The following is a 26549-nucleotide window of genomic DNA, read 5'->3' as shown; positions in this document are numbered from 1 at the left end:
TGTCTGGCGTTGTCGGTCTTCGCAGCACGCATGCCGCAGGGGCGTGAACCTCTTGCCCTGAGCCAGGCGAGAATGTGCGCGTTCTCGACTGCGATCCTCGTGGAGGACGCTCGCAGCCCGGCCGTGCAGCAGGCCAGTGGGAGGGAACCTTTCCGCTGTGCCGCCGTAGGAGCTTGAGAGCGCTCTTGAGGGGCTGCCGACGCGGCTCTGGCATCGTCACTCCTCCACGGCGGGTAGGCCCTGCAGCTTTCTCACCTGATCGAGCATGGCCGTGATCACCTCAAGGCTGTCTCGTTGCAGACCCACCGCTCGCAGGGCGACTCCGCGGACACCTGCTTGGCCCAGCATCTCCAACCCCGCGAGCTGGGCGTTGACTCGCTCCGCGTGGTCGGGATCTACGAAGTAAGCTGGTGAGACGCCGAAGAACTCCGCGAGCGCTGACAGGAGTTCCTGTGAGGGACGTGTGCGAGAGCCGTTTCGCAGCGCTGATAGATAGCCACCGCTGACGCGTATGTGAGGGTGCCTCTCCTTGATCGCGTCGGCAACCTCGTTGTTGGTCCACCGCCTCCCCTGGGGGCGACTCCTGGAAAACAAGCTGTCCAGGTGTGCGGCAAGTGTCGACTGCTCTGGCGCGCCAGTCATGCTGCCCTCCTGTGGCTGTACGTGCCCCTGCCCCCATGCGCCCCCGTGCGACGGACAGTCGAAGTTTACTACGGCCGCTCGTCTGGTAGTTGACGAGTCTTTGCTGGCGTGAAACCATGCTGCGGAATCGACCACTAGACGAACTGCAACCCAAACTTCAACTGCTGGTGGACTGCCTGGTGGGGGCTGGACGGTTCTTCGGTCACTGCGTGATCCGGACCTCGTGGCTCCTTTGTGCATCAAGTGCCCTGAGCGAGGTGATTGCGCTGGTTGCGTTCCATGATCCGGTAGCAGGTGTCGGGCAGCTGTCGTTTCCGTGCCCGCCGAGCCCGTGCAAGTGTCTTGCGTCCTGCGGCTTTGCACAGGCAGCCCTCTCGCCTCCGCCCGCTCACACGGATCCGGCAGACGGCGGTGATGTGCGGCGCCGAGTTCGGTGCCTGTGCCGTCGTCCTCCCAGGAGCCGTGTCTCCCGGGCTCGACTTCGCCCTGGTGCCCCGTTTCGCTCTCTGGCACGGCTGACGCGTCGGTCTGCGGGCCTTCGCTGGGGCTGCTGTTGGCGGAGTCGACAGCACCACGGCGGTCGCGGGCGCGGGGATCGTGGTCGTCGCGCTGTGGTGGCCCTTTCGCGCGGTTTCCTGTGTCGACTCCTGCTATCCGATCTGCCTGGGTGTGCACGGACCGCTGGTCAGAGAGGGCACGCTCACGTCGGCTCCGCCCACCACTGGCCCCTCCCGCAGCGAGGGCGCCGGATGCGCCCTCAACGCTGCCTCTCTGCAAGGGCTGTTGGCCCTCACGCGCAATCCCGCATCCATGGTCTTCTTGATGGCCCGGGTGGGCAGTTCGGCTCACCCCTGCTGCCACTGGTGCGGGATGACGCGCAGCGGACGGCTGAGCGTCACGGCCAGACAGGTGTCAGCGTCGGTGACCACCTGGTCGGTCGCGGGGGAGCGGCAGGTCTTGGGCTGCTCGGCCATCGCGCGGTCACGCGTGGGCGAGAGAGCCGCCGATGACAGGCGCGATGTCTTTGCGGGATCAGTGGCCGCCGGAGAGCGGGTCGCCGTCGGGCCGACTGGGAGGCCGTGGAGGACACACATCGCACGGCCGTGGCCAACGCGGACGGGACCGTGGCGTCCAACTGCCCAGGCCGAACAGTTGGATGGTGCATGAAATCCCACAACATCAGTCTGATGGGTTCCCGGGTGGGGACCGTGAAGGTGTGCTCGGTTCTCCTTAACAGGGAAGTTCCTGAGTCCGCACCATCGACACCAATCAGGTAAGTAGTGGCAACCATGAGTTCTGTACCGCATCACAACGTTGACGAAGAAGAAGAGCTTCGAAAGGGAGAGTTTAGGTGGATCCGACGAGCGTTGACATATTCGCTCTCTCTGTCGTCGAAATCGAGTTGTCCCGGCTGTCTTCCGGCTCCTCGCCTCGAACCTCAGGTGAGGATCCAGAGCACGTCGAGACACTGTTATCGATAGAGGGAGAGCTTCCGCCTATTCTCGTTCACCGGCCAACGATGCGGGTGGTTGATGGCCTGCACCGGTTGAAGGCAGCGCGGCTCAGAGGCGATACAAAAATCTTGGCAAGGTTCGTCGATGGCACAGAATCGGACGCCTTTGTCCTAGCCGTCGAGGCGAACATACGGCATGGCTTACCGCTCTCGCTCGCTGACCGCAAGCGTGCGGCCGCCCACATCATCGGGACGCATCCGCAGTGGTCCGATCGGCGAGTGGCCTCGGCGACCGGCCTCTCCGCCGGCACGGTGGCCGACCTGCGCAGGCGCAGCGGAGACAGCGGAATCGAGGCAAGGATCGGTCGGGACGGGCGGGTCCGTCCGGCCGACGGTTCGGGGCGGAGAAGACTCGCTGCCGAACTCATCCGCAGTGATCCATGCCTTTCGCTCCGTCAGGTCGCCAAGCAGGTCGGCATCTCCCCGGAGACGGTCCGGGATGTGCGAGGTCGGCTGGAGCGTGGTGAGAGCCCGGTCCGGGACGGGAGCATGAGGTTACGGGCCGATTCGCAGCCATTACCTCGCACGGAACCGGACTTCGGCCGCGCTGTGGGTCGAGATCGTCTCGCGATGCTGGAGCGTCTCAAGGCCGATCCGGCGTTGCGGCTGAGCGAGACCGGCCGAATCTTGTTGCGGATGCTCATCATGCACTCCATCGACGGGCGGGAGTGGGAAAGGATCTTGCATCGCATCCCGCCGCATCTGTACAGCGTGGTCGCCGAGTTCGCCAGAGAGCACGCCCGGGTCTGGACCGGGTTCGCCGATCGCCTGGAGAACCGGGTGACCAGGGTGGCCACAGAATGATCGCGTTCGGCGACGTTCTGCCGCAGGCGACGCCTCTCAACGTGCGGCCAGCTCACGCGCGCAGACGCCCAGCCCGTACCCGCTGGAAGTCTGCTCGTCGGTGCGGGCGACAGCCATGGAGGCCATGCTGATCCACCTGGTGAACTTCTAGGAGCTGATACGCGGGTGCTGCTGCCGGAGTGCAGGGGCGCTTACGTGCGCACCGTCGTCGGCCTCAGCCCAGGGCGCTGAGGCCGTCATGCGCAGAGTTCGCGGCGCCAGAGGTCGTCGGAAATGCGTTCGATGCCGGCGTTCAGGTGACGGCGGTAGGTGCTCAAGGACAGGCCGAGGCGCTCGGCGGCGGCTTCATGGGTGGGGGCGCCGCGCAGGAAGGTGACGTCGAGGGCGCGGTGCGGCTTGCCCGCCCACGGATCCCGCCCCAGGTCGCGGATGCTGTCTTCGAGCAGCTCGCGCAGCGCCCGGGCAGGGGCGGCCCGGCCGGCGAGCAGCCTGGTGCGAGTGAGGGGATTGGCGGCCAGCTCCCCGTGTACCGGCAGGTGACGCAGAGCGTGGCGGACGGCGTCTCTGAACTCCTCCTGCGACAGCACCACCAGCTTCGGCTCATGTGTGGCCGGGACCTCCTGCGCGCCGGTCGCCAGCAGCCGGTCGAGCCAGACTCGCGCCGGCACGGCCCGCCAGTCGTGCGCGGTCAGGACGTACTCGGCATCCCCCTCCTGCGCATGTGCCCCGAGATCGTGCATGTCGTAGTACTGGTAGGGACCGCTCGAGCGGTCGCCACCACGCATGGCGACGAACGACCAGGCCAAGTGTGGCGAGCGCAGGAACCAGGCCACGGCCCGCCACTGGATCAGGTTCATCATCGGCGAGAAGCCTCGGTGGCACTCGCGCACCCAGCTGCGGTAGACGGCCAAGTGCTCGCCGGGCCGCAGCGGAGCGTTGGCGCGGGCGGTGGCCCAGGCCGTGGCGGCCACGGGGTCCGCCTGAGCCTGTGCCTCCGTCTCCAAGCGGAGCCAGGCGGAGGCGCCCGCCAGCTCGCCGTCCGCAGCGCGCCGATAGAGACGGAACGCCTGCGGCTGCCGGGCCATCCAGTGGGAGACAACGGCAACAGTCCCCGAGTCCTGCTCGGTGGCCAGGCCCAGCAGGTCCTCGGCGTCCTCGGGACGGAAGACGTCCTCATACACCTCGCCTGCGCCGCGCCACACGTGCGGCGCTGCTCTCCGGTCGTCGCCGCGGTGCAAGTAGAACAGCGAACCGACGGCCCCGAGCACGTCCGAGTCCTCGGCGGCACGGATCCGCTCAGTGAGGCAGGCCCTGATACACCGGTGCATGTCAGCGTAGCCCTGCGGGTCGCGCCAGCGCAGGTCGGCTTCGAGGATTTCACGGACGACGTCGTGAGGGTACAACCCGTACGGGCCCGCCTCGACGAACGGCAGCCGCCGCAGCCAGGAGAACAGCGTCGCCGCGTCCTCGCCAGGCAGCGCCGCGCGCAGCACGTCCTGCGTGGACATGTACGTGTGCGCGCAGACCTCCAGAGCGTGCCGGTGCGCCGGACTGGGCACTTGACCGACGATCTGGTCGAGCAGGGCGGCCACCACATCATGGGGAGGCCGCCAGCGCGAGCAGACGGTGCTGTCACGGACCGCCACCGCGGTGCTGATGGCGGCACCCTCTCCAGCAGCCGTGGCACCGAGCGACAGGGCAAGCGGGTGCCCGCTGGCGAAGGTGAGCAGCGGCTCGTACAACTCCCCGGCCACACCGCGGGAGCCCAGCAGCGCGGCGGCGTCCCCGCGTCCCAGCTCACCCAGCTCGATGATCCGCACCATGTCGGCCCAGCCGGGGTCCACCTGCCACATCACGCCCGGGGGTATGCGACCCGCTATCACGACCAGCGCACCGGTCGGCAGCACCGGCAGGAACTGCTCGCGCAGCCAGCTCTCCAGGCCCTGCATCCGCTCGAAGGCGTCGATCAGCAGTACCGCGCGGTCGTCGGCGAGCACCGCCCCGGCCTCGGCCACGAAGGCCGCGGGAGATTCCTTGAGAACCCGCCCGTCCAGCATCAGTACGTTGCGGTCCGCTTCTGCGGCCCGCTGGGCGAAGCGTCCCAGCAGCGCCGACTTGCCGACTCCGCCGGAGCCATGAACGAACAGTACCCGGGCGCCGGTGCACAGTGCCTCTTCGAAGGCGGCGAGCTCTTCCTTTCGTCCGACGAAGGTACGTTGCCGCGCGGCCTGGAGACGCCCTTCCAGGCGCCCGGCATGCTGCCCCTCGTCAGCGCGGTTGCAGAGCATTGCGGGTCTCCTGGGTCGTTGGTGGCACGTCGGCGTCCGGGCGGTACTCGAAGTGCCACCACTCGTTGGCGTAGATGCGGTAGAGGCCGTAGCGGGCACCGTGTTCCTCGAGCCAGCGAGCACCTTCGAACGGGCGCACATCCAGCGCGGTGCCCTTGACGTGCCTGGATTCCGCCGGTGGCAGCACGAGCATCCGGGCCGCGGCCGGTGAGCCGACGCGGCGCACCTCCTCGTCGAACAACCGCTGCTGGACGAGGGGATCGCGGTACCCCGAGGTGAGGCCGATGAGCTGCCCGTGACGCCAGAGTGCCCCAGCCCGTGCGGCGGTGAAGGCCGCCCTGGCGCCGTCAGTGAGCCCGGTGAGATCCTCGGCGGGAAAGCGGATCCCCAACGCCCAGCCACAGGCCAGTTCACGGGCGCGGCCGGGATCGCGGACGAACGCAATGGGGAGCAGGAGCACGGCGAGCACCACCGCAAGTACGGCGAACAGCCGGTCACGGGGCCGAGGTGGGATGACGTGTGGCTCGTTCATGCCTTCAGTCAAGAGGACGTGATGTTGCCAGCCCGTATCCGGTTTTCGATATACCGACGATATGCACCGACTTGTAGCATCAGGCTATGCGTGTATTAGTCGTCGAAGACGAGCCCTACATGGCAGAGGCCATCCGCGATGGGTTGCGCCTGGAAGCGATCGCGGCTGACATCGCCGGGGACGGTGATGCCGCTCTGGAGATGCTGAGCACCAATGCTTACGACATCGCCGTCCTCGACCGGGACATCCCGGGACCCACCGGTGACGAAATCGCCAAACACATCGTCGCCTCCGGCAGCGGCATGCCGATCCTCATGCTGACCGCTGCCGACCGGCTCGATGACAAGGCCACGGGGTTCGAGATCGGCGCCGACGACTACCTCACCAAGCCTTTCGAACTTCGCGAACTCGTGCTCAGGCTCAGAGCACTCAACCGCAGGCGAGCGCACAACAGGCCACCTGTGCGAGAGGTCGCGGGCTTGCGCGTGGATCCGTTCCGCCGCGAGGTCTACCGCGAGGGCCGCTACATCGCACTGACCAGGAAGCAGTTCGCCGTGCTCGAAGTCCTCGTGGCTGCCGAAGGCGGCGCCGTCAGCGCAGAGGAGTTGCTGGAGCGAGCGTGGGATCAGAACGCCGATCCGTTCACCAACGCCGTACGCATCACGGTCTCGGCCCTGCGCAAACGTCTTGGCGAGCCCTGGCTGATCGCCACCGTGCCCGGGGTCGGTTACCGCATCGACGCAGGGCCGGACGCCGATGGCGGGGGAGCGGCCCGTGGATAGACGGCAAGGGTTGAGCGTCCGCCTCAAGTTCACCCTCAGCTACGCCGGATTCCTTGTGATCGCGGGCGCCTTGCTGCTCACCGCCGCGTGGGTGTTCCTTCTGCGGGGCAGGTCGAACAGCTTGAGCGTCCCCGATCGATCCGACTTCCTACGCGTCTTCGACCCCAGCAATTTCGGCCCCGTCGTCTTTGTCCCGGCGGGAATCCTGGCGCTGGCGTTCCTGCTGGTGTTCGGTCTCGTGGGCGGCTGGATTCTCGCCGGCCGGATGCTCGCCCCGCTGATACGCATCACCGACGCCACACGCAGGGTGGCGAACGGACCACTCTCCCACCGGATCCGCCTACCGGGCCGCCGAGATGAGTTCCGTGAACTCGCCGACTCCTTCGACACCATGCTCGCGCAGCTTGAAGCCCACGTCGCCGAACAGCAGCGATTCGCGTCCAATGCCTCTCACGAACTGCGCACCCCTCTAGCGGTCACGCAGGCGCTTCTCGACGCGGCCCGCCACGATCCGAACGCCGACACGTGCGAGCTTCTCGAGCGCCTCCGCGTGGTCAACACCCGCGCCATCGACCTCACTGAAGCACTGCTCCTGCTCAGCCGCGCCAACCAGCGGTCATTCACCAAGGAACACGTCGACCTGTCCCTCCTGGCGGAAGAAGCCACTGAAACGCTCCTCCCCTTGGCAGAAAAGCAGGGCGTCACCATCGAAACCTCCGGCGAGATGACTCTCACCCTTGGTTCACAGGCGCTCCTGCTGCAGCTGGCCATGAACCTTCTGCACAACGCGATCGGCCACAACCTGCCTGAACAGGGCATCGTATGGATGAACACCAGCGTCCGCCCCCACACTGTCGTGCTCACTGTCGAGAACACCGGCGAGAAGCTCACCTCACAGCTGGTCTCGACACTCACCGAGCCATTCCAGCGCGGCACCGAGCGCATACACAGCAGCCACGCGGGTGTCGGCCTAGGTCTGGCAATCGTCAAGACCATCACCAAGGCACACGACGGAACCCTCACCCTCACCCCCCGCCCCGCTGGCGGCCTCTGCGTCACGGTGCAACTGCCCGCCGCGTCAGCGCACACACAGACAGGTGGCGATCGGGCCTGACCTGACGAGGGCATGCGGGAGGTCGAGCGCCGCAGGGTAGGGAACCGACAGGGCTCCTGTGCTGATGGATTGAGACTTCGCACACCGTCCCCAACGCGTTGGGGCTTTGTGCGTTGCGGCCCTCACCTCGACCTCACTGGCGTCACCCGATCAGGAACCGCGCTGAGAACGCTCACTGTTCACCGATGCCTAGGCTGGGAACGCAGGGAACTACCGCGGGTGGGGCTCGGACGTGAGCGCGGCGGCGACCTCGTCGAGGCGTGCCCCGCGGGAGGCCTTGACGAGCACCACATCGCCGGCGGTGAGTCGGCCGCGCAGCCACTCGACGGCTGCGGCGTTGTCGGCCAGCGCCACCGCCCGCTCTCCGGCACCGTCGGCGAGCGGCCGGGCGCCGACCGCGAGCACCACGTCGGCACGGAAGGCGGCGTACTCCCCGATGGCGTGGTGCTGCGCCTCGCTGTCGTCGCCGAGTTCGAGCATCTCGCCCAGGACGGCGATGCGGCGCTTGCCCTCGACTGCCGCCAACGTGTCCAGGGCGGCACGAGTCGAGTCGGGGTCGGCGTTGAAGGAGTCGTCGAGCAGCGTCACGCCGTCGGCGAGGTCGCGTAGCTCCAAGCGCCACTTCGACAGCGCGACCGTGGGCAGCGCCGCCGCGGCCGCATCGAGGGAGACACCGGCCGCCAGCCCCGCCGCCGCGGCGGCCGACGCGTTGAGCGCTTGGTGAGCGCCCACGAGCGGCAGAGTGACCGGAGCCCAGGAAGCGGCGGTCCGCAGGGTGAAGGACGGCCGGGCGAGCCGGTCAAGGACCACGTCGAGCACGCGAACGCCGGCGCGTTCCGTCTGGCCGAACGTCAGCACCGGGCGGTCGGTGAGCGAGCGCATCGCGGCCACCCGGGGATCGTCGGCGTTCAGGACCGCGGTGCCGCCGGGCGCCAGACCTTGCACCAGCTCACCCTTGGCCCGGGCGATCGCCTCGCGCGACCCGAGATGGCTGAGGTGGGCCTGGCCGACGTTGAGGACGACACCGACGTCGGGTGCGACCAGGCCGGTGAGTTTGGTGATGTCGCCGATGCGGCGGACGCCCATCTCAAGGACGAGGAACCGCGTGGCCTCGTCGGCACGCAGCATGGTGAGCGGCATGCCGAGTTCGTTGTTGAGCGAGCCGACCGTGGCGATCGTCGGCGCGGAACTCGACAGGACGGCAGCCAGCAGGTCCTTGGTGCTGGTCTTGCCACGGGATCCGGTCACTCCGACGACGGTCAGCCGGTCGCGCAGCCGCGCCACGACGTGGGCGGCGAGCGCCTGCAACGCGGCGGTGGCGTCCTCGACCACGACGGTCGGCAGCGCCGTGGGCCGGGAGCCGAGCACGGCCACCGCGCCGGCCCGGCCGGCCTGGACGGCGTAGTCGTGGCCGTCGGCGTGTTCTCCGGCGAAGGCGACGAAGAGGCCGCCCGGCTCGGCCTGTCGGCTGTCGAGCACGGCCGGGGCGGTCACGGTCACGGCGTCGTCGCCCTCGACCGTCCCGCCGACTACTGTGGCGATCTCAACGAGGCTGAGCGGGATCATGCCGGGACCGCGCAAGGACCGGTGCAAAGCGTCGACAACCGTCCGGTCGCATTGACGGCGACCGGGGGCGGGCCGGCGAGGCAGCGGACGGCAGGGACTGGTTCGCTGGAATTCATGCCTTCCAGTCAAGGAAGCGTGGTGTTGTCAGCGCGTATGCAGTTTTCGATACGCGGACGATATGTTGCCGACCAGCACCCGCGAAGGCACGCCCGCGGCGGCTCGCCCGTGCGATCGACGGGGCCCCGCGCCAGTGAGAGGACCCGCGCCGACAACAGCGCTGTTGGCCTGCGCATTCGCCTCGTCGGCATCCGCTATGGGCTGGGTACTCGCCCGCGCGGAGCAAGTCGAGCATCGGCCTGCGCCCGGAGCGGTCGGCAACATATCGTCGGCGTATCAAAAAACGCATACGCACTGGCAACACCAGGTCCTCTTGACTGGTAGGCATGAGTTCCAGCGGACCGACACGAGCGACGACGTTCCGCACCCGAGCGCCGGTGGCGACCTCACGGACTGTCTCGACAACGGGAATCACCGTCTATGGGTGCGATCAGGACGAGGCCCTTCTCTTCCGAGAAATAGCGCCTCGCTTTGGCGTGGTGCCGACCATCACGAAGGCAGCGGTATCCGAAGCCAATATCGACCTGGCAGTCGGGAACCGATGCATCAGCATCGGCCACAAGACGCGAGTCACGCGGGCCACGCTCAGCGCACTGAGCCGCGCCGGTGTGGAGTATCTCTCCACACGAAGCGTCGGATACAACCACATCGACGTGAGCCACGCGGAAAGTGTCGGTATCTCCGTCGGGAACGTGGCGTATTCTCCCGACAGCGTGGCCGACTACACGCTCATGCTGATGCTCATGGCCGTGCGTCACGCGAAGGCCACCGTCCGTCGCACCGATGCTCATGACTACCGACTGAGTGAGATACGCGGCAAAGAGCTGCGCGATCTGACCGTCGGAGTGGTCGGCACAGGGCGTATCGGCACAGCGGTCATCGACCGGCTGCGAGGCTTCGGCTGCCACGTGCTTGCCTACGACAATCGTCCCAAGACCGCCGCCGATTACGTGCCGATCGACGAACTGCTGCGGCACAGTGACATCGTCACGCTGCACACCCCGCTCACCGCGGAAACCCGCCACCTCATCGATCGGCGACGTATCGGACAGATGAAAAACGGCGCGTTCATCGTCAACACGGGACGCGGGCCACTCATCGATACCGAAGCTCTTCTTCGGGCGTTGGAGAGCGGCAGACTCGGCGGCGCGGCGTTGGACGTCCTCGACGGTGAGGAAGGAATCTTCTACACCGACTGCCGGAACAAGCCCATCGGGAACCGCTCGCTGTTGCGACTGCAGGAGCTGCCGAATGTTCTCATCAGTCCGCACACGGCTTATTACACCGACCACGCACTGAGCGACACCATCAGGAACAGTCTCATCAATTGCCTCGACTTCGAAAGCAGGAAAGCATGAACAAGCTGAGGATCGGAATCATCTTCGGGGGCTCTTCCGAGGAACACCCCGTCTCCGTCAAGTCCGCCCGAGAGGTCGCTAAGAACCTCGACGCCGACAAATACGAGCCGTACTGGATCGGCATAACGCAGTCCGGTGCCTGGCAGCTCTGTGACTCCCCCGGCGTGGACTGGGAGAACGCGGACGCTCGTCCGGTCATGCTGTCGCCCGACCCCAGCGTCCACGGGCTGCTCGTCCTGGAGCAGGAACGATTCGAAGTGGTTCGTCTGGACCTCGTGCTGCCCGTTCTGCACGGCACACTCGGCGAGGACGGGGCGATCCAGGGCCTGTTGGAGCTGTCCGGCGTTCCCTATGTCGGCTGCGATATCCAGAGCTCTGCCATTTGCATGGACAAGTCCCTGACCTACACCGTCGCCAAGAGCGCGGGCATCGCCACGCCGAACTTCTGGGTGGTCACGGAGAACGAGAAGGTCGACGCCGACCAGCTTCCTTACCCGGTCTTCGTGAAGCCGGCCCGTTCGGGCTCGTCTTTCGGCGTCAACAAGGTTTCCGGTGCGGAGGACCTGCCGGGCGCACTGGACGCCGCACGACAGTACGACTCGAAGGTCCTGATCGAAGAGACTGTGACCGGCAGCGAGATCGGCTGCGCGATCCTGGGGGACTCCTCCGCCCTGATCGCGGGCGAGGTGGACCGCGTAGCCCTCTCGCACGGATTCTTCAGGATCCACCAGGAGGCCTCACCCGAGACCGGTTCGGACAACTCGACGTTCATCGTTCCCGCCGACATCTCCGAAGAAGCCCGTCAGCTCGTCCAGGAGAGCGCCAAGAACATCTACCGCACACTGGGCTGCCGGGGGCTCGCCCGCGTGGACCTGTTCCTCCAGGACGACGGCCAGGTGGTACTCAACGAAGTCAACACCTTTCCCGGCATGACCTCCTACAGCCGCTACCCCCGGATGATGGCCGCCGCGGGGATGCCGCTTTCCGACGTCCTCGATCGGCTCGTCTCAATGACACTGGACCGGGAAAAGCGATGAACGGTGACTTCGGTTACCTGGACGAGCTGGTGCCCGGCATCCGCTGGGACGCCAAGTACGCCACCCGGCACAACTTCACCGGACAGCCGGTGGACGGATACCTGGTGAATCGGATAGTCGGCACCAGAGCCTTGTGCGCAGCCCTGGGGCGAGCACAGGAAAAAGCCGCCACCCATGGCTTCGGCTTGCTCGTCTGGGACGGATACCGTCCGCAGCGCGCCGTCGACTTCTTCCGGCGCTGGTCAGAACAGCCGGAGGACGGTCGGACAAAGCGGCGCCACTACCCCAACATCGAGAGGTCCGAGCTTTTCGACAAAGGATATGTGGCCGCCAAGTCGGGGCACAGCCGCGGCAGTTCCGTCGACTTGACGCTCTATCACCTTGCCACCGGAGAAAGTGCCTGCATGGGTGGTGGCCACGACCTCATGGACTCGATCTCGCATCATGGAGCAGAAGGCATAGAGCCCATCGAAGCGGAGAACCGCGAGTGCCTTTGCTCCATCATGGAGGACTGTGGATTTACTCGCTACGACAGCGAGTGGTGGCACTACACGCTGGAAAGCGAGCCGTATGCAGATGTCTATTTCGACTTTCCCATCACATGACAGAAGCCTCCCTTACGTCTCTCAGTGGGGAAGCCTGGACCGGAACGACGAGGTCGTCATCCAGCGTGCCGCACCATCGGGTGTCGACGTCTTTCTGAGGCGCACCGGTCCCTCGCAACTGCACGACTGGGCCTCCGACGGATACCACTCGCGCGAGGAGTACCTGTTCTGGTCCCGCAAAATATGCGGCTTGGCCTGCCTGCAGTCCCTGCTCCATGGCTGGACGGATGTCCGACTGCCGATGCGTGAACTCCTCGCGCAGGCCCTCGACTGGGGTTGCTACGTGGTGGAACCCCAGGGCAAGGTCCAAGGACTGATATACCGGCCGTTCATGTCCTGGGTCAGCTCACAATTCGGCTTCACATGCCAACTGGTCGAGCGGACGCCGTTGCAGGCGTCCGCCCGAGCGGTGCACCCCGGGCAGGTCCTGATCGCTTCGGTGTCTCCTGAGATTCGCGACCCGAGAACCCACGAACCGCGACAGGGAGGGCACCTCGTGCTGATTCATGCGGTCCGCGGCGGGGTCGTACGGTTCCATAACCCGTCGGGCTACTCCCACAACGCAGAATCCGCGTCGCTGCCCATGCGCGTCTTCGAGCGGTTCTACGCAGGACGAGGAATCCTGGTCAGCGCGTGACCGTGAGGCCAAGTGAACCGGCACCGCGCCCGTCGCCACCGGCGGCCACTCGGCGGGGTGCACACAGCCCACGATGAACCTTCCCGACGCGACGCGTCGGGAAGGAACCCGCGACGCAGACCACCGCCTTCTACACCGTCCGCGGCCTGGACCACATGCGCAGTCCAGCCCGCGGCTCGGCGCGTACCCCTCTCGTGACCGCGTCACGGCCGTCGCCGACGCGTGCGATCACGACCACCGAGCGGCGGGCGGTCACCGCGCGACGCAGGGCCCGCCGACAGCCCCGGGTTGAGGGCGGAAGCTCCGTCGTGTGCCTGGCGACGCTCTTGACGATCGCTTGGCCAAGGCCCACCCTCACCTGGGCGGGTCGTATACGCGCGGCGCCCGGCTGAAACGGCTCGGTGAGCTGACGGCGAGTGCCCGCGGGCCCTTCCATCCGGATGCGGACCTTCCCGCCCGGATTCCGGTGTACTTCGCGCTGCCCGCGGCCCCAGAAACAATCGAGCAAGAATTCCGGGGCTGCTCCTTTCCTCCTGCGCCATGCGGCGGCAAGCCGACGAGGTCCAGGTCGGGAGGGTGACCGTGGTGGTCAACCGTGCCGCGGCAGCCGTGCGGCACAGACACCGGTAGATGCGTCCAAGTGCCAGAAGTGTTCAGTTGGACTCACTCGTGGACATCGACGTGATTCAGCACGATTGGGCTTCGCTGGCTTCGTGAGTCGTGTGAGAGGGGCACCTGCGTGGAAATGGTGTTGCGCTATCAGGGGGTGAGGAAGAGCGATGACGATCCCGATCCCTGGCAGACCACGATCCACCCGGGGACGGTGCGCCGAGTGCTCGCCTACTTTCGCCCGCACATCCGCACCGTGGCGCTCTTCGGTGTGGTCGCCACGATGGAGGCGCTGACCGTCGCCGCAACTCCCTTGCTGCTGAGGGAGCTGGTCGACAACGGCATCGTCAAGAACGACCGCGGGGTCGTGATCTTGATGGCGTGCCTGGCCGCCGGCCTCGCCGTGCTCGGCGCGGGGTTGTCGCTGGTGTCCGCCTACATCTCCGGGCGGATCGGGCAGGTGATCACCTACGACCTCCGGGTCCAGGCGCTCGACCACGTCCGGCGGCTGCCGCTCGCGTTCTTCACGCGCACCCAGACGGGGGTGCTGGTCGGTCGGCTGCACACCGAACTGATCATGGCTCAGCAGCAGTTCAGCGGCCTGCTGATGGCGGCCACCAGTGCGGTCATGGTAGTGGTGGTGCTGGCCGAGCTGTTCTACCTGTCGTGGCTCGTCGGGCTCATCACGCTGGCGCTGGTTCCGATGTTCATCGTGCCCTGGGTCCACGTGGGGCGGGTGATACAGCGGCGCACCGGACAGCAGATGGACGAGAACACCGGCCTCGGCGGACGGCTTCAGGAGCGGTTCAACGTGCAGGGGGCGATGCTCTCCAAGCTCTTCGGCCGTCCGGACGAGGAGATGGCCGAACTCACGGATCGTGCCGACAGGATCCGCAAGATCGGTGTGAAACTGTCCGTCTGGGGCCGGATGGCCTTCGTGATGATGACGCTGATGGCCTCGCTCGCCACGGCGATCGTCTACGGGATCGGTGGTGGACTCGTACTCGACGGGGCCTTCCAGCTCGGCACGCTGATCGCCATCGCCACCCTGCTCCAGCGACTGTTCGGGCCGATCACCCAGCTGTCCGGGATGCAGCAGGTCGCGCAGACCGTCGTGGTGAGTTTCTCCCGGGTCTTCGAGCTGCTCGATCTGAAGCCGTTGATCCAGGAACGCCCCGACGCGGTCGCCCTCGCGAAGAACGTGGCGCCGGACATCGCGTTCGAGAACGTGTCGTTCCGCTATCCCACTGCGGACGAGGTCTCACTGGCGTCCCTGGAGCATCTGCGGTCCGATCGCGAGCGCGGGAAGGTGACGCCGGACGTCCTGCGCGACGTGAGCTTTCACGTGCGGGCCGGCACCCTCACCGCGCTCGTCGGCCCGTCCGGCGCGGGGAAGAGCACCATCACCCACCTGGTGTCCCGGCTGTACGACTCGAACTCGGGCACGGTCCGCGTCGGCGGGCACGACCTGCGGGACCTCACCTTCGACTCGCTCCGCGAAACGGTAGGGGTGGTCAGCCAGGACACCTACCTCTTCCACGACACGATCCGGGAGAACCTTCTCTACGCTCGCCCGGCCGCCACCGAGGACGAGCTGATCGAGGCGTGCAAAGGGGCCCAGATCTGGGATCTGATCGAGTCCCTCCCCAGTGGGCTCGACACCGTCTCGGGCGACCGCGGCTACCGCATGTCGGGCGGGGAGAAGCAACGACTGGCCATCGCCCGGCTGCTGTTGAAGGCGCCCTCGGTCGTCGTCCTTGACGAAGCCACCGCGCATCTGGACTCCGAGTCGGAGGCTGCCGTCCAGCGGGCACTCAAGACCGCCCTGCGCAGCCGTACCTCGCTGGTGATCGCCCACCGGTTGTCCACGATCCGCGAGGCCGACCAGATTCTCGTGATCGACGGCGGACACGTCCGCGAGCGCGGGACGCACGAGGAGTTGCTGGCCGAGGGCGGCCTCTACGCCGAGCTTTATCACACGCAGTTCGTCAAGCCGGGAGACAACGGCACCGAGCCCGCCGAAACCGGCACCGGGCTCGGGCCGGACATGGCACTCCGGTCGGTGCATCAGGTGGTCCGTGAAGGAGAACGATGAATTCCACAGCGCAAGCCACACCGACGGTGTTGGAGCTGTTCGCCTCGCATGTCGACCGGACGCCCGACGCGGTGGCCGTCGTCGACGGTGATCAGGTTCTGACGTATCGGCAACTCGATGACCGAGCGGACCGGCTGGCCGGACGCCTGGCCCATCGGGGCATCCGCCGGGGCGACCGCGTCGCGGTCATGATGGACCGCTCGCCCGACCTGCTCGTGGCGACGCTCGCCATTTGGAAGGCGGGGGCCGTGTACGTCCCGGTGGATGCCGCCTATCCATCGAGGCGAGTGGCGTTCATGGTGGCGGATGCCGACGTGGCCCTGATGGTGTGTTCGGCCGCGGCGCGCGGCGGCGTACCGGACGGGGTCGAGTCCATCGAGGTGGACGCTGCCACGGACGAAGGCGCGTGCGACGCGGCGGCGGTCACGGTGCACCCGGGCGACCTGGCTTATGTGATGTACACCTCCGGCTCGACGGGCGCCCCGAAGGGGGTGGCCATCCCGCACCGGAGCCTTGTGGAGCTGGTGGAGAGCCCAGGCTGGGCGATGGAGCCCGGCGACGCGGTCCTCATGCACGCGCCGTACGCCTTCGACGCGTCCATGTTCGAGATCTGGGTGCCGCTGGCGTGGGGCGCCCGTGTGATGATCGCGGGGCCGGGGCCGGTCGACGCCCAGCGCCTGCGGGAGTTGGTCGCGGCCGGGGTGACGCGGGCGTATCTGACCGCCGGGAACTTCCGTGCTGTGGCGGAGGAGTCGCCGGAGTCCTTCGCGGGGCTCCATGAGGTGCAGACCGGTGGTGACCTGGTGCCCGCGCACGCGGTGCGCAGGGTGCGGGAGGCCTGTCCCCGAGCGCGGATCCGGCACCTGTACGGCCCGACCGAAGCGACGGTGTGGGCGACGTGGCACGTGCTCGAACCAGGTGACGAGATGGGCCCGACGCTGCCGATCGGACGGTCCCTGCCGGGCCGCCGGGCTCACGTGCTCGACGAGTTGCTGCGGCCCGTGGGCCCGGGTGTGGTCGGTGAGCTGTACCTCTCCGGTGCCGGTCTGGCGGACGGCTACCTGAACCGGCCGGATCTGACGGCGGAGCGGTTCGTGGCGGATCCGTACGCACCCGACAGCGCCTCCGAGGGCGGTGACGGTCAGGTGCCGGGTGGACGGATGTACCGGACCGGGGACCTCGCCCAGTGGACCGCGGACGGTGACCTGCTGTTCGCGGGCCGGATCGATCACCAGGTGAAGATCCGCGGATACCGGATCGAGCCCGGCGAGATCGAGGCCGCGCTGACGGCTCAGCCGGGCGTCGACGACGCCGTCCTTGTGGCGCTCGACGGGCGTCCGATCGGCTATGTGGTGGCGGACAGGGACGCGGATCCCGACCTCATCCGCGAGCGTCTCGCGGCCGAACTGCCGGAGTACATGATTCCGGCGGCTGTCATCGTGCTGGACGCACTGCCCCTGACCGCCAACGGCAAGGTGGACCGAGCGGCGCTGCCCGCGCCCGAGTTCGCGGCGAACGCAACCGGCCGCGAACCGGTGACCGAGCCGGAGCGTGTTCTGTGCGATCTCTACGCCGAACTGCTCGGCCTGGAACGAGTCGGGGCCGACGACGGTTTGATCCAGCTGGGCGGAGACTCGATCGTCGCGATGCGCATGGCGGCACGCGCGGTCAAAGCAGGCCTGCTGCTGACGCCCGCCCAGATCCTGGAGGAGCAGACGCCCGCACGCCTGGCGGCCGTCGCGCGTGCCGTACCCGCTGATAGCCCCGCCGACCAGCCGCTGATCGCCCTCACCGCGGAAGACGAGGCGGACCTGGCGATCGCCCACGCGGAGGCGGAGGAGGTCTGGCCCCTCGCACCGCTCCAGGAGGGGTTGCTCTTCCAGTCGACCCTCGACGACCAGGGCCTCGGTGACCAGGGGCGCGACATCTACCAGGTGCACTGGCTCGTGGAGCTGAGCGGACCGCTGGACGTACCCCGGCTGCGGGCCACATGGGAAGCGGTTTTCGCCCGGCACCCCCAGCTTCGGCCCAGCTTCCATCGGCTCCCGTCGGGCAAGGCGGTGCAGGTCGTCCACCGGCACGTCACCTTGCCGTGGCAGGAGGTGGATCTGACGGGTGCCGACGACGTCGACGCGGCCGTCGACGCCCTGGTCGTACAGGAACAGAAGAAGCGTTTCGATCTCGCCGAGGCCCCCCTGGCCCGGCTGGTGCTGATGCGCGTCGCGGAGGACCGGCACCGCCTGCTGGTCGTCATTCACCACACGCTCATCGATGGCTGGTCGGTGGCGGTCATCCTCAACGAGGCGGCCGAGGCGTACGCGGCCGGCGGGCAGCCCCCGGAACGGGCGGGTTCGGCCTCCTACCGGGATTACCTGGCCTGGCTCGACCGGCAGGACAAGGACGCGGCACGTGCGGCCTGGCGGGCGGAGCTGTCCGGTCTGGGCGAGCCCGCGCTGGTCGCGACAGCGGCCCCCGTGGCGGACTACGACCACCACGTCGTCCACCTGCCCACGGATCTCCACACCCGGCTGACGCGGCTGGCCCGCGACCACGGCCTTACGCTGAACACGGTGGTACAGGGTGCGTGGGCGATGGTTCTGGCGCGGCTTCTGCGCCGGACCGACGTGGTCTTCGGCGCCACGGTCGCCTGCCGTCCCGCGGAGCTCCCGGGTGTGGAGTCGATGCCGGGCCTCATGATGAACACGGTGCCGGTCCGGGTGCCTCTGGACGGCGGGCAATCAGTCATAGACATGCTCACCGCGGTGCAGCGCAGGCAGGCGGCCCTGATCCCGCACCAGCACCTGGGGCTGCCGGAGATCCAGAAGTCGGCCGGCGCCGGCGCGACCTTCGACACGTTGCTGGTGTTCGAGAACTATCCGCGCGATTTCGCAGGCCAGTTCACGTATCTGGGCACGGTCGAGGGGACCCACTATCCGCTGACTCTCGGCATCATCCCGGGAGATCACTTCCGGATCCAGCTCAGCTACTGGCGCGGGCAGATCCGGGAGAGCGTCGCGGAGTCGGCCCTCCAGTGGTTCGTCGACACGCTCGCCGCGCTGGTCGCTGATCCGTCCGGATTGGTGGGGCGGGTCGGCATGGCCGAGGGGCAGGCGCATGAGCCGGCCCCGGCGTTGGCGGCGGGGGAGTCACTGCCTGCCTTGGTGAGGCGGGTGGTGAGGGAGCGCTCGCACGACGTGGCGGTGGTGGACGCTGAAGGTGAGCTGTCGTTCGGGCAGCTGTGGGACCGGGCGGTGGGACTGGCCGCTGTGCTGCGGGCCCGCGGGGTCGGGCCGGAGCACCGGGTGGGCGTGGTGGTGGAGCGGTCCTCCTGGTGGCTGGTCGGGATACTGGGCGTGTCATTGGCGGGCGGCGCGTTCGTTCCGGTGGACCCGGCGTATCCGGCCGAACGCGTGAAGTGGATCCTGGACGATGCCGATCCGGTGTCGGTGGTGTGCGTCGGAACCACACGGTCGGCCGTGCCCGAGGAGTTCGCGGATCGACTGGTAGTGGTCGGCGAGGCCGATCCGGCGGAGCGCTCGGACGCGGGATGGCCGCAGGCGGGCCCGGGTGACGCGGCGTACGTGATGTATACGTCGGGGTCGACAGGCGCTCCGAAGGGGGTCGTCGTCTCCCACGCGGGGCTCGGCAACCTCGCGGCGGCGCAGATCGATCGCTTCGGTGTGACGCCGTCCTCACGGGTCCTGCAGTTCGCGGCACTGGGCTTCGACGCCATGGTGTCCGAGGTGTTGATGGCCTTGTTGTCGGGGGCGACGCTGGTCATGGCGCCGGCGCGGGATCTGCCGCCGCAGGTGTCGCTGACCGAGGCGCTGGAACGGTGGCAGGTCACGCACGTGACGGTTCCGCCGTCGGTGCTGGGCACGGTCGACGTCTTGCCGGACGAGTTGCAGACGGTGGTGGTGGCGGGGGAGGCCTGCCCGCCGAGCCTGGTGGATCGCTGGTCGGAGGGGCTGCGGCTGATCGACGCCTACGGGCCGGCCGAGGCCACGGTGTGCGCGGCGATGAGTACGCCGTTGGCGGCGGGCCGGGACGTGGTCCCGATCGGGACGCCGATCGCGGGGAGCCGTTGTTATGTGCTGGACGCGTTCCTGCTGCCGTTGCCGCCGGGGATCGTCGGTGAACTGTACGTGGCCGGAATCGGGTTGGCCCGCGGCTATCTGGGTCGCGCGGGGCTGACGGCGGAGCGGTTCGTGGCTGATCCGCTCGCCCCTGGCGAGCGGATGTACCGGACAGGGGACCTGGCGTACTGGACGAGCCAGGGCGAGCTGGTGTTCGCCGGAAGGGCCGATGACCAGGTCAAGGTCCGGGGGTTCCGGATCGAACCCGGCGAGATCGAGTCTGCTCTGGCCGACCACCCAGGGGTCTCCCAAGCCGCGGTGACCGTCCGCGCGGACCGACTGCTGGCCTATGTTTCACCCAGCGACATCGATCCGCACGCGGTGCGCGTGGGGCTTGCCTCTCGGCTGCCTCAGCACATGGTGCCTGCGGCGGTGATAGCGCTGGATGCCCTGCCGGTGACGGCGAACGGGAAGATCGACCGGGGCGCGCTGCCTGATCCCGACTTCGCCGCCGCGACCGCGGGACGGGAGCCGGCCACGGCGGCCGAGCGGGTGTTGTGCGGCCTCTTCGCCGAGGTGCTCGGTCTCGACCGGGTCGGTGCGGACGACAGCTTCTTCGAACTGGGCGGGGATTCGATCCTCTCGATGCAGCTGGCGTCGCGGGCGCGGCATGCCGGGTTGACGTTCACCTCGCGGGATGTCTTCGCGTGCAGGACACCGGAGCGGCTCGCACAGCTGACGGCTGAATCGCCGCTGCCGCACGGTGACCACGTCCCCGCGGCCGACGGTGTGGGTGGCGTCGCGTGGACGCCGGTCATGCGGATGCTGGGGGACGGGGTCGTGGGCGCGGGGTTCGCCCAGTGGGCGGTGGTGGGCGCGCCGCCGGATCTGGCGGAGGACGTGCTGGCGGCCGGTCTTTCGGCGCTGGTGGATTCCCATGACATGTTGCGTGTGCGGGTGGAGCCGGGGCGGTTGGTGGTGGGTGAGCCCGGGTCGGTGGATCCGTCCGGGTTGGTGACGCGCGTGGAGGCTGGCGGACGTGCGCTGGACGAGGTCGTGGAGAACGCCGCGCGGGAGGCGGTGGCGCGGCTCGACCCCGCTGCGGGTGTGGTGGTGCAGGCGGTATGGGTGGACGGGGGTCCGGATCGGCTGGGGCGGGTGGTGCTGGTGGTGCATCACCTGGCGGTCGACGGGGTGTCGTGGCGGGTCCTGCTGCCGGATCTCCAGGCCGCCTGCGAGGCGGTGGCCGCCGGGCGGGACCCGGTGGTGGAACCCGCAGGGGTGTCGTTCAGGCGGTGGGCAGGGCTGCTGGATGAGTGGGCGGTCTCCGAGGAGCGGGTCGGCGAGTTGCCGGCGTGGAAGGCGATCGTCGGTCAGCAGGATCAACCGGTCGGTGCGCCCGAGCTGACCACGGGCCGGGACGCGGTCGGTGTGGTGCGCTCGCGGTCCTGGGTCGCGCCGAAGGCGGACACGTCCGTGCTGGTGGGACGGGCACCGGGGGTGTTCCACTGCGGGGCACATGAAGTCCTGCTGGCCGGGCTGGCCGGGGCGGTGGCCCGGTGGCACGGCGTCGACGCGCTGTTGGTGGATGTGGAGAGCCATGGCCGTCATCCCGTCGACGGGATGGATGTGTCCAGGACAGTGGGCTGGTTCACCAGCGTGCACCCGGTGCGGCTGGATGTGGCGGGGGTCGACCTGGCGGATGTGCTCACCGGTGGCCCGGCGGCCGGGCGCCTGCTGAAGGCGGTCAAGGAGCAGTCGCGGGCGGTGCCCGGCGATGGGCTCGGCTACGGGTTGCTGCGCCATCTCAACGGTGAGACCGGACCGGTTCTCGCGGCATTGCCGTCGCCCCGGATCGGGTTCAACTACCTGGGCCGGTTCGCCGTGGGGGACCAGAACGACGGTCGGGCGTGGCAGCTGGCCGGGGACATCGGCAGTTCGATGGACGCGAGCACAAAATTGCCGCACGCGGTGGACGCCAACGCGATCGTCCAGGACCTGCCGGACGGTCCGCAGCTGACCCTCACGCTGGAATGGCCCGACGATCTGCTCGACGAGGCCGAGATCGAACGACTGGGCCAGGAGTGGCTGGACATGTTGTCCGGATTGGCCCGACAGGCGGCTGACCCTGCCGCAGGCGGACACACCGCGTCCGACTTCGCTCTCGTCGACCTGGAGCAGCACGAGATCGAGGCCCTTGAGGCCGAGCACTCGGGTGCCGGTGGCTTGGCCGAGGTGTTGCCGCTCTCCCCGTTGCAGCACGGCCTGGCCTTCCACGCCGGCTACGTAGGCGATGGCGTCGACGTCTACACCGCACAGGCGGTGCTGGACCTGACCGGCCCGCTGGACATGCGGCTGCTGCGGAAGTCGGTGCGCGGGCTGCTGGAGCGGCACGCCAATCTCCGTGCCGGCTTCCGGCACAGCGCCGCCGGGGTCCCCTACCAGGTGATCGCCGGCACCGTGAAGGTGCCGTTGACCCAGGTGGACGTGGCGGAATCGGTAGATCCGCAGGCCGAAGCGGTAATGGTGGCCGCGGCCGAACGGGCGAAGCCGTTCGTGCTCGCCCGGCCCCCGCTGCTGCGGTTCATGGTGATCGTGGTGGGGCCGGACCGGTACCAGCTGGTGCTGACCTCTCACCACATCCTGCTCGACGGCTGGTCGATACACCTGCTGCTGGACGAACTGTTCAAGCTGTACGACAACGGAGCGGATCCGCTCGCGCTGGCGCCGGTGACACCGTACGGGCAGTACCTGGCCTGGTTGAGCGGAACCGATCGAGACGCTGCGAGCGCCGCATGGCGCGACGCCCTGGCCGGCTTGCCGGAGCCGACTCTGGTCGCGGCGGACCGGCCGGTGCCGGTCCAGATGTCCGAACAGATATGGGGTGCGCTGGACGAGGCGTTCTTCGAGGCCCTGGTGGCGCGGGCCCGCGAGTTCGGCGTCACGGTCAGCACACTGCTGCAGGCGGTGTGGGGGGTGGTCCTCGCGGCGATGACCGGTCGCGACGACGTGGTGTTCGGCTCGGTGGTGTCCGGGCGCTCGGCCGAGCTTCCCGGGATCGAGACCATGGTCGGACTCTTCATCAACACCGTCCCGGTCCGGGTGCGGATGGAGCCGCAGCACACCTTCGCCGAGCTGGTGCGGCGATTGCAGAGCGAGCAGACAGCGCTGCTGGCTCATCACCACCTCGGGCTGGCCGACATCCAGCACGCCGTCGGGCTCGGGCAGCTGTTCGACACCCTCTTCGTCTACGAGAACTACCCCAAGCCTGCTGCGACCGATGACGCGGCCGCCGACGCGGAACCGGATCGGCTGCGGGTGCGAGGTGTGACGGATGCCGACTCCACCCACTATCCCCTGGCACTGACGGCCATCCCGGCCGACGGCCTGCAACTGCGCCTTGAACGCCAGCCGGAGCTGGTCACCGCCGCGCAGGCCGACGCCGTACTGGATCGATTCACGCAGGTGCTCGAAGCCCTCGTGGCCGCTCCGCGGGTGCCGCTGTCCGTGGTGCCGATCCTGACCGACTCCGAGCGGCGACAGCTGCGGGTGCGCAATGACACCGCGGTGGAGGTGCCGGCCCAGACGCTGCCGGAGCTGTTCGCCGCACGGGTCGCCGCCACCCCTGAGGCGACCGCGGCGATCTTCGAGAACCAGTCGCTGACCTACGCCCAGCTCGACGTCCGCGCCAACCAGTTCGCCCACTGGCTCATCGACCACGGCGTCGGAACCGAGGACCGGGTCGCGATCATGTTGCCCCGCTGCCTGGAACTGGTGATCGCCGTCCTCGGTGTCACCAAAGCCGGCGCCGCCTGGCTGCCCATCGACGCGAACTACCCCCAGGCGCGCATCGACTACATCCTCGCCGACGCGCGACCGGCGGTCGTGGTGGACGAGTCGGTGGTGCGTGCGGTCAGTGGGTACCCCACCGATCCGGTGCGGTCGCGGGCAGTGCCCGAAAATGCGGCTTACCTCATCTACACCTCCGGCTCCACCGGAAAACCCAAAGGCGTCGTGGTCACCCACACCGGTTTGGCCAGTCTGGCCAGCAGCCTGGTCGAACGGCTGGATCTGACCACCCGGAGCCGGGTCCTGGCCTTGGCGTCGCCGAGTTTCGACGTCTCGGTGCTGGAACTGCTCATGGCCATCGGTGGCGGTGCGGCACTGGTGGTTCCGCCCGAGGGCGTGGTGGCCGGTGGAGAGCTGGCCGAGGTGCTGGCGAGCCGGGAGATCAGCCATGCGTTGATCCCGCCCCCCGTGCTGGCCACCGTGCCCGCATCACCCGACTCGGTACTGCCGTGCCTGGTACTGGGCGTGGCGGCGTGTCCTCCTGAACTCGTGCACCGGTGGTCGCCCGGGCGCCGGATGATCAACACCTATGGGCCGACCGAGGCCACGATCGCCATGACGATCGGCCGGGACATTCCGGACGGTGATGAGATTCCGCCGATCGGGTATCCGACCGCGAATACCCGGGCGCTCGTCCTGGACGCGTGGATGCGGTTGGTGCCACCGGGTGCGGTGGGCGAGTTGTACATAGCCGGTGTGGGTGTGGCGCGGGGGTACCTGGGCCGAGCGGGGTTGACCGCGGCTCGATTCGTAGCCGATCCGTTCGGCTCGGGCGAGCGGATGTATCGGACCGGGGACCTGGTCTGGTGGAACCCGGAAGGGGAGTTGGTCTTCGTCGGTCGTGTCGACGACCAGGTGAAGGTGCGCGGCTTCCGCATCGAGCCGGGTGAAGTCGAGGCGGCGCTGCTGGCGCAGGAGTCGGTGGGGCAGGCGGTGGCGGTGGTCCGCGCCAGTCATGCCGGCGAACGCCTCGTGGGGTACGTGACCCCTGCCGGAAAGGCCGCGGTGGACGCCGTCGCGGTGCGCGAGGGCGTGGCGGCCCGGTTGCCGGAATACATGGTGCCGGCGGCCGTGGTGGTGCTCGACGCGCTGCCCGTGACAGCGAACGGGAAGGTCGACCGCAAGGCGCTGCCGGAGCCCGACTTCAGCGGACGCGTGTCCGACAGGGAGCCGGTCACCGAGGTCGAACGGATGCTGTGTGATCTGTTCGCCGAGGTGCTCGGACTGCCGCGGGTCGGTGCGGACGACAGCTTCTTCGAGCTGGGCGGGGACTCGCTTCTCTCGATGCAGCTGGCGGCGCGGGCCCACCGTGACGGCATGGTCTTCGGCCCGCGGGAGGTGTTCGAGCACCGGACGCCTGCGGGCATCGCGACGGTCGTGGAGCTGGGCACGGACGACCCCGGTGCGGGCGCGGAGATCCCCTCCGGCGTCGACCTCCTCGACCTGGACCAGGAGGAGATCGACGCATTCGAGGCCGAGTTCGACCACCAGTGAGACCTGTCCTCCTCATGTGACGACACGCTGTGCGCGGCTCTCCTCCATGTACGGGTGAGCGGCCGCGCCCGGCGGGCGCTACCGCCCTGCTTCGGCAAGGCCCGATCCCCGCGGGGCGTCGGCCACCGTCCGGCTTTTCGTGCGTTGCCGCCCACCGTCCGGGGGCCCGATCGACGGGCGCCCGGTCCCGGGCCCTTGCTCATACTGATCAACCGAAGGAATGGATGTGGCCGTGATGCACTCCGCACTGGTGATCGGCACAGGTCTGATGGGTACGTCGGTGGCGCTGGCGCTGCGGGCGCGCGGCCTGACCGTGTACCTCAGGGATGTCGACTCGGCGGCTGCCCGGACGGCCGCGTCGCTGGGCGCCGGTACGGTGCGGCCGCCCACGGAAACCGTCGACCTGGCGATCGTCGCGGTGCCGCCGCCGCTCGTCGGCAAGGTGCTGGCGGAAGCACAGGGCGCGCACCTGGCGCGGCACTACACGGACGTGGCGAGCGTGAAGGCGGAAATGCAGCACGACGTCATCGCCCTCAACTGCGACACCTCGTGCTACGTGGGCGGACACCCCATGGCGGGTGCGTCGCGCAGCGGTCCGCTGAAGGCCCGGGGCGACCTCTTCGAGGGCCGCACCTGGGCGCTGACGCCGACGGCGGACACCGATACCGAGACGCTCAACACGGCACTGGAGCTGGTGACGCTGTGTGGCGCTGTTCCCGTCCTGATGGAGGCGGCGGCACACGACCGCGCGGTGGCGCTGGTGTCCCACGCGCCCCACGTGGTGGCGAGCCTGGTCGCGATGCGCCTGGAAAGCGCCGAGGAACGTGAGGTGAGCCTGGCGGGCCCGGGGCTGCGGGACCTGACCCGGATCGCGGAAGCCGACCCCCGGCTCTGGCTGGACATCCTGGGCGGCAACGCCGCGGTCGTGGCGGACCTCCTGGACGAACTGAGCGCCGATCTCAGTGAGATGGTCGCCGGGCTGCGCGCCATGGCAGCGACGGACGAAGCCAAGCGCAGCAGTGGCATGAAGACGGTCGGGACCATGCTGCGCAGGGGGGTGTCGGGCCGCAGCCGCATCTCCGGCAAGCACGGGCCGCAGCCTGAGCGGTTCGAATCGGTGACCGTGATGATCGGCGACCAGCAGGGCGAACTGGCACGGCTGCTGACGGACGCGGGCCGCGCCGACGTCAACATCGAGGACATCCGCATCGAGCACGCCACCGGCCGACAGGCAGGCCTGGTCCATGTCAGCGTCGCTCCCGGCATGTCGGCACCGCTGCGGGAAGCCCTGCGGGCCGGCGGCTGGCACGAGCGCTGAGCGCCGGCCGCGGCCCGATGTGTGGCTCGCCCCGTGGGCGGCCCGGGTTCCGCCGGTTCAGGATCCGCTGAGCGGGTCCGCAGGGCCTCGACGCCCTCGGCCTGGCAGCGGCG

General features: G+C 68.5%; 15 protein-coding genes. 10 read left to right on the top strand and 5 right to left on the bottom strand.

What is annotated here, in order from left to right; genetic code table 11:
* Positions 1-216: 216 nt before the first annotated feature.
* Both MQV74_RS02365 and MQV74_RS40685 read right to left on the bottom strand, forming a co-directional pair.
* Positions 217-642, bottom strand: a complete 426-nt coding sequence (locus MQV74_RS02365) for a helix-turn-helix domain-containing protein (RefSeq protein WP_242714317.1) — start codon at positions 640-642, stop codon at positions 217-219.
* An 845-nt stretch (positions 643-1487) separates the two neighbouring features.
* Positions 1488-1616 carry a hypothetical protein gene (locus tag MQV74_RS40685; protein ID WP_278194072.1) on the bottom strand — a complete coding sequence of 43 codons (129 nt, stop codon included), beginning with the start codon at positions 1614-1616 and terminating at the stop codon, positions 1488-1490.
* 377 nt (positions 1617-1993) lie between these two features.
* On the opposite strand from MQV74_RS40685, the gene MQV74_RS02360 reads away from it, so the two are divergent.
* Positions 1994-2959, top strand: a complete 966-nt coding sequence (locus MQV74_RS02360) for a ParB/RepB/Spo0J family partition protein (RefSeq protein WP_242714316.1) — start codon at positions 1994-1996, stop codon at positions 2957-2959.
* Between the two features lie 236 nt (positions 2960-3195).
* Here MQV74_RS02360 and MQV74_RS02355 read toward each other — a convergent pair whose 3' ends face one another.
* The gene (locus tag MQV74_RS02355; RefSeq protein ID WP_242714315.1) at positions 3196-5247 is read right to left on the bottom strand and encodes an ATP-binding protein; all 2052 of its coding nucleotides are present in this window, start codon (positions 5245-5247) and stop codon (positions 3196-3198) included.
* The gene (vanY-N, locus tag MQV74_RS02350) at positions 5228-5791 is read right to left on the bottom strand and encodes a D,D-peptidase/D,D-carboxypeptidase VanY-N (protein WP_242714314.1); all 564 of its coding nucleotides are present in this window, start codon (positions 5789-5791) and stop codon (positions 5228-5230) included. The genes MQV74_RS02355 and vanY-N overlap by 20 nt, the downstream gene beginning before the upstream one ends.
* Before the next feature lie 74 nt (positions 5792-5865).
* Between vanY-N and MQV74_RS02345 the strand changes: the two genes are divergently transcribed.
* The gene (locus tag MQV74_RS02345) at positions 5866-6561 is read left to right on the top strand and encodes a response regulator transcription factor (RefSeq protein WP_242714313.1); all 696 of its coding nucleotides are present in this window, start codon (positions 5866-5868) and stop codon (positions 6559-6561) included.
* Complete coding sequence (locus tag MQV74_RS02340; RefSeq protein ID WP_242714312.1) at positions 6554-7675, top strand: sensor histidine kinase; 1122 nt, start codon at positions 6554-6556, stop codon at positions 7673-7675. Before MQV74_RS02345 ends, MQV74_RS02340 begins: the two co-directional genes overlap by 8 nt.
* Before the next feature lie 210 nt (positions 7676-7885).
* On the opposite strand, the gene MQV74_RS02335 is transcribed toward MQV74_RS02340, so the two are convergent.
* Positions 7886-9241, bottom strand: coding sequence for a UDP-N-acetylmuramoyl-tripeptide--D-alanyl-D-alanine ligase (locus tag MQV74_RS02335; RefSeq protein ID WP_242714311.1), 1356 nt, complete (start codon positions 9239-9241; stop codon positions 7886-7888).
* A 443-nt stretch (positions 9242-9684) separates the two neighbouring features.
* On the opposite strand from MQV74_RS02335, the gene vanH reads away from it, so the two are divergent.
* The 7 genes from vanH to MQV74_RS02300 all read left to right on the top strand — a co-directional run bounded on the left by vanH (position 9685) and on the right by MQV74_RS02300 (position 26436).
* A complete protein-coding gene (gene vanH, locus MQV74_RS02330) occupies positions 9685-10716 on the top strand; it encodes a D-lactate dehydrogenase VanH (RefSeq protein WP_374120574.1) in 1032 nt (343 codons plus the stop codon).
* A complete protein-coding gene (gene vanA / locus MQV74_RS02325; protein ID WP_242714310.1) occupies positions 10713-11753 on the top strand; it encodes a D-alanine--(R)-lactate ligase in 1041 nt (346 codons plus the stop codon). The genes vanH and vanA overlap by 4 nt, the downstream gene beginning before the upstream one ends.
* On the top strand, positions 11750-12358 hold the full coding sequence (gene vanX, locus MQV74_RS02320) for a D-Ala-D-Ala dipeptidase VanX (protein WP_242714309.1): 609 nt from the start codon (positions 11750-11752) through the stop codon (positions 12356-12358). The genes vanA and vanX overlap by 4 nt, the downstream gene beginning before the upstream one ends.
* Positions 12324-12995 (top strand): hypothetical protein, encoded by a 672-nt coding sequence (locus tag MQV74_RS02315; RefSeq protein ID WP_242729394.1) that lies wholly within the window; start codon positions 12324-12326, stop codon positions 12993-12995. Before vanX ends, MQV74_RS02315 begins: the two co-directional genes overlap by 35 nt.
* Positions 12996-13740: 745 nt before the next feature.
* Complete coding sequence (locus MQV74_RS02310; RefSeq protein WP_242728487.1) at positions 13741-15699, top strand: ABC transporter ATP-binding protein; 1959 nt, start codon at positions 13741-13743, stop codon at positions 15697-15699.
* Positions 15696-25118, top strand: a complete 9423-nt coding sequence (locus tag MQV74_RS02305; protein ID WP_242714308.1) for a non-ribosomal peptide synthetase — start codon at positions 15696-15698, stop codon at positions 25116-25118. The genes MQV74_RS02310 and MQV74_RS02305 overlap by 4 nt, the downstream gene beginning before the upstream one ends.
* A gap of 220 nt (positions 25119-25338) precedes the next feature.
* Entirely contained in the window at positions 25339-26436 is a 1098-nt protein-coding gene (locus MQV74_RS02300; RefSeq protein WP_374120573.1) for a prephenate dehydrogenase, read from the top strand.
* The last annotated feature ends 113 nt before the right edge of the window (positions 26437-26549 follow it).

This window comes from Streptomyces sp. AN091965 (assembly GCF_022698285.1).
Classification (GTDB): domain Bacteria; phylum Actinomycetota; class Actinomycetes; order Streptomycetales; family Streptomycetaceae; genus Streptomyces.
The sequence above is the reverse complement of the archived record's forward strand: the minus strand, read 5'-3'. Positions and strand labels throughout refer to the sequence as shown.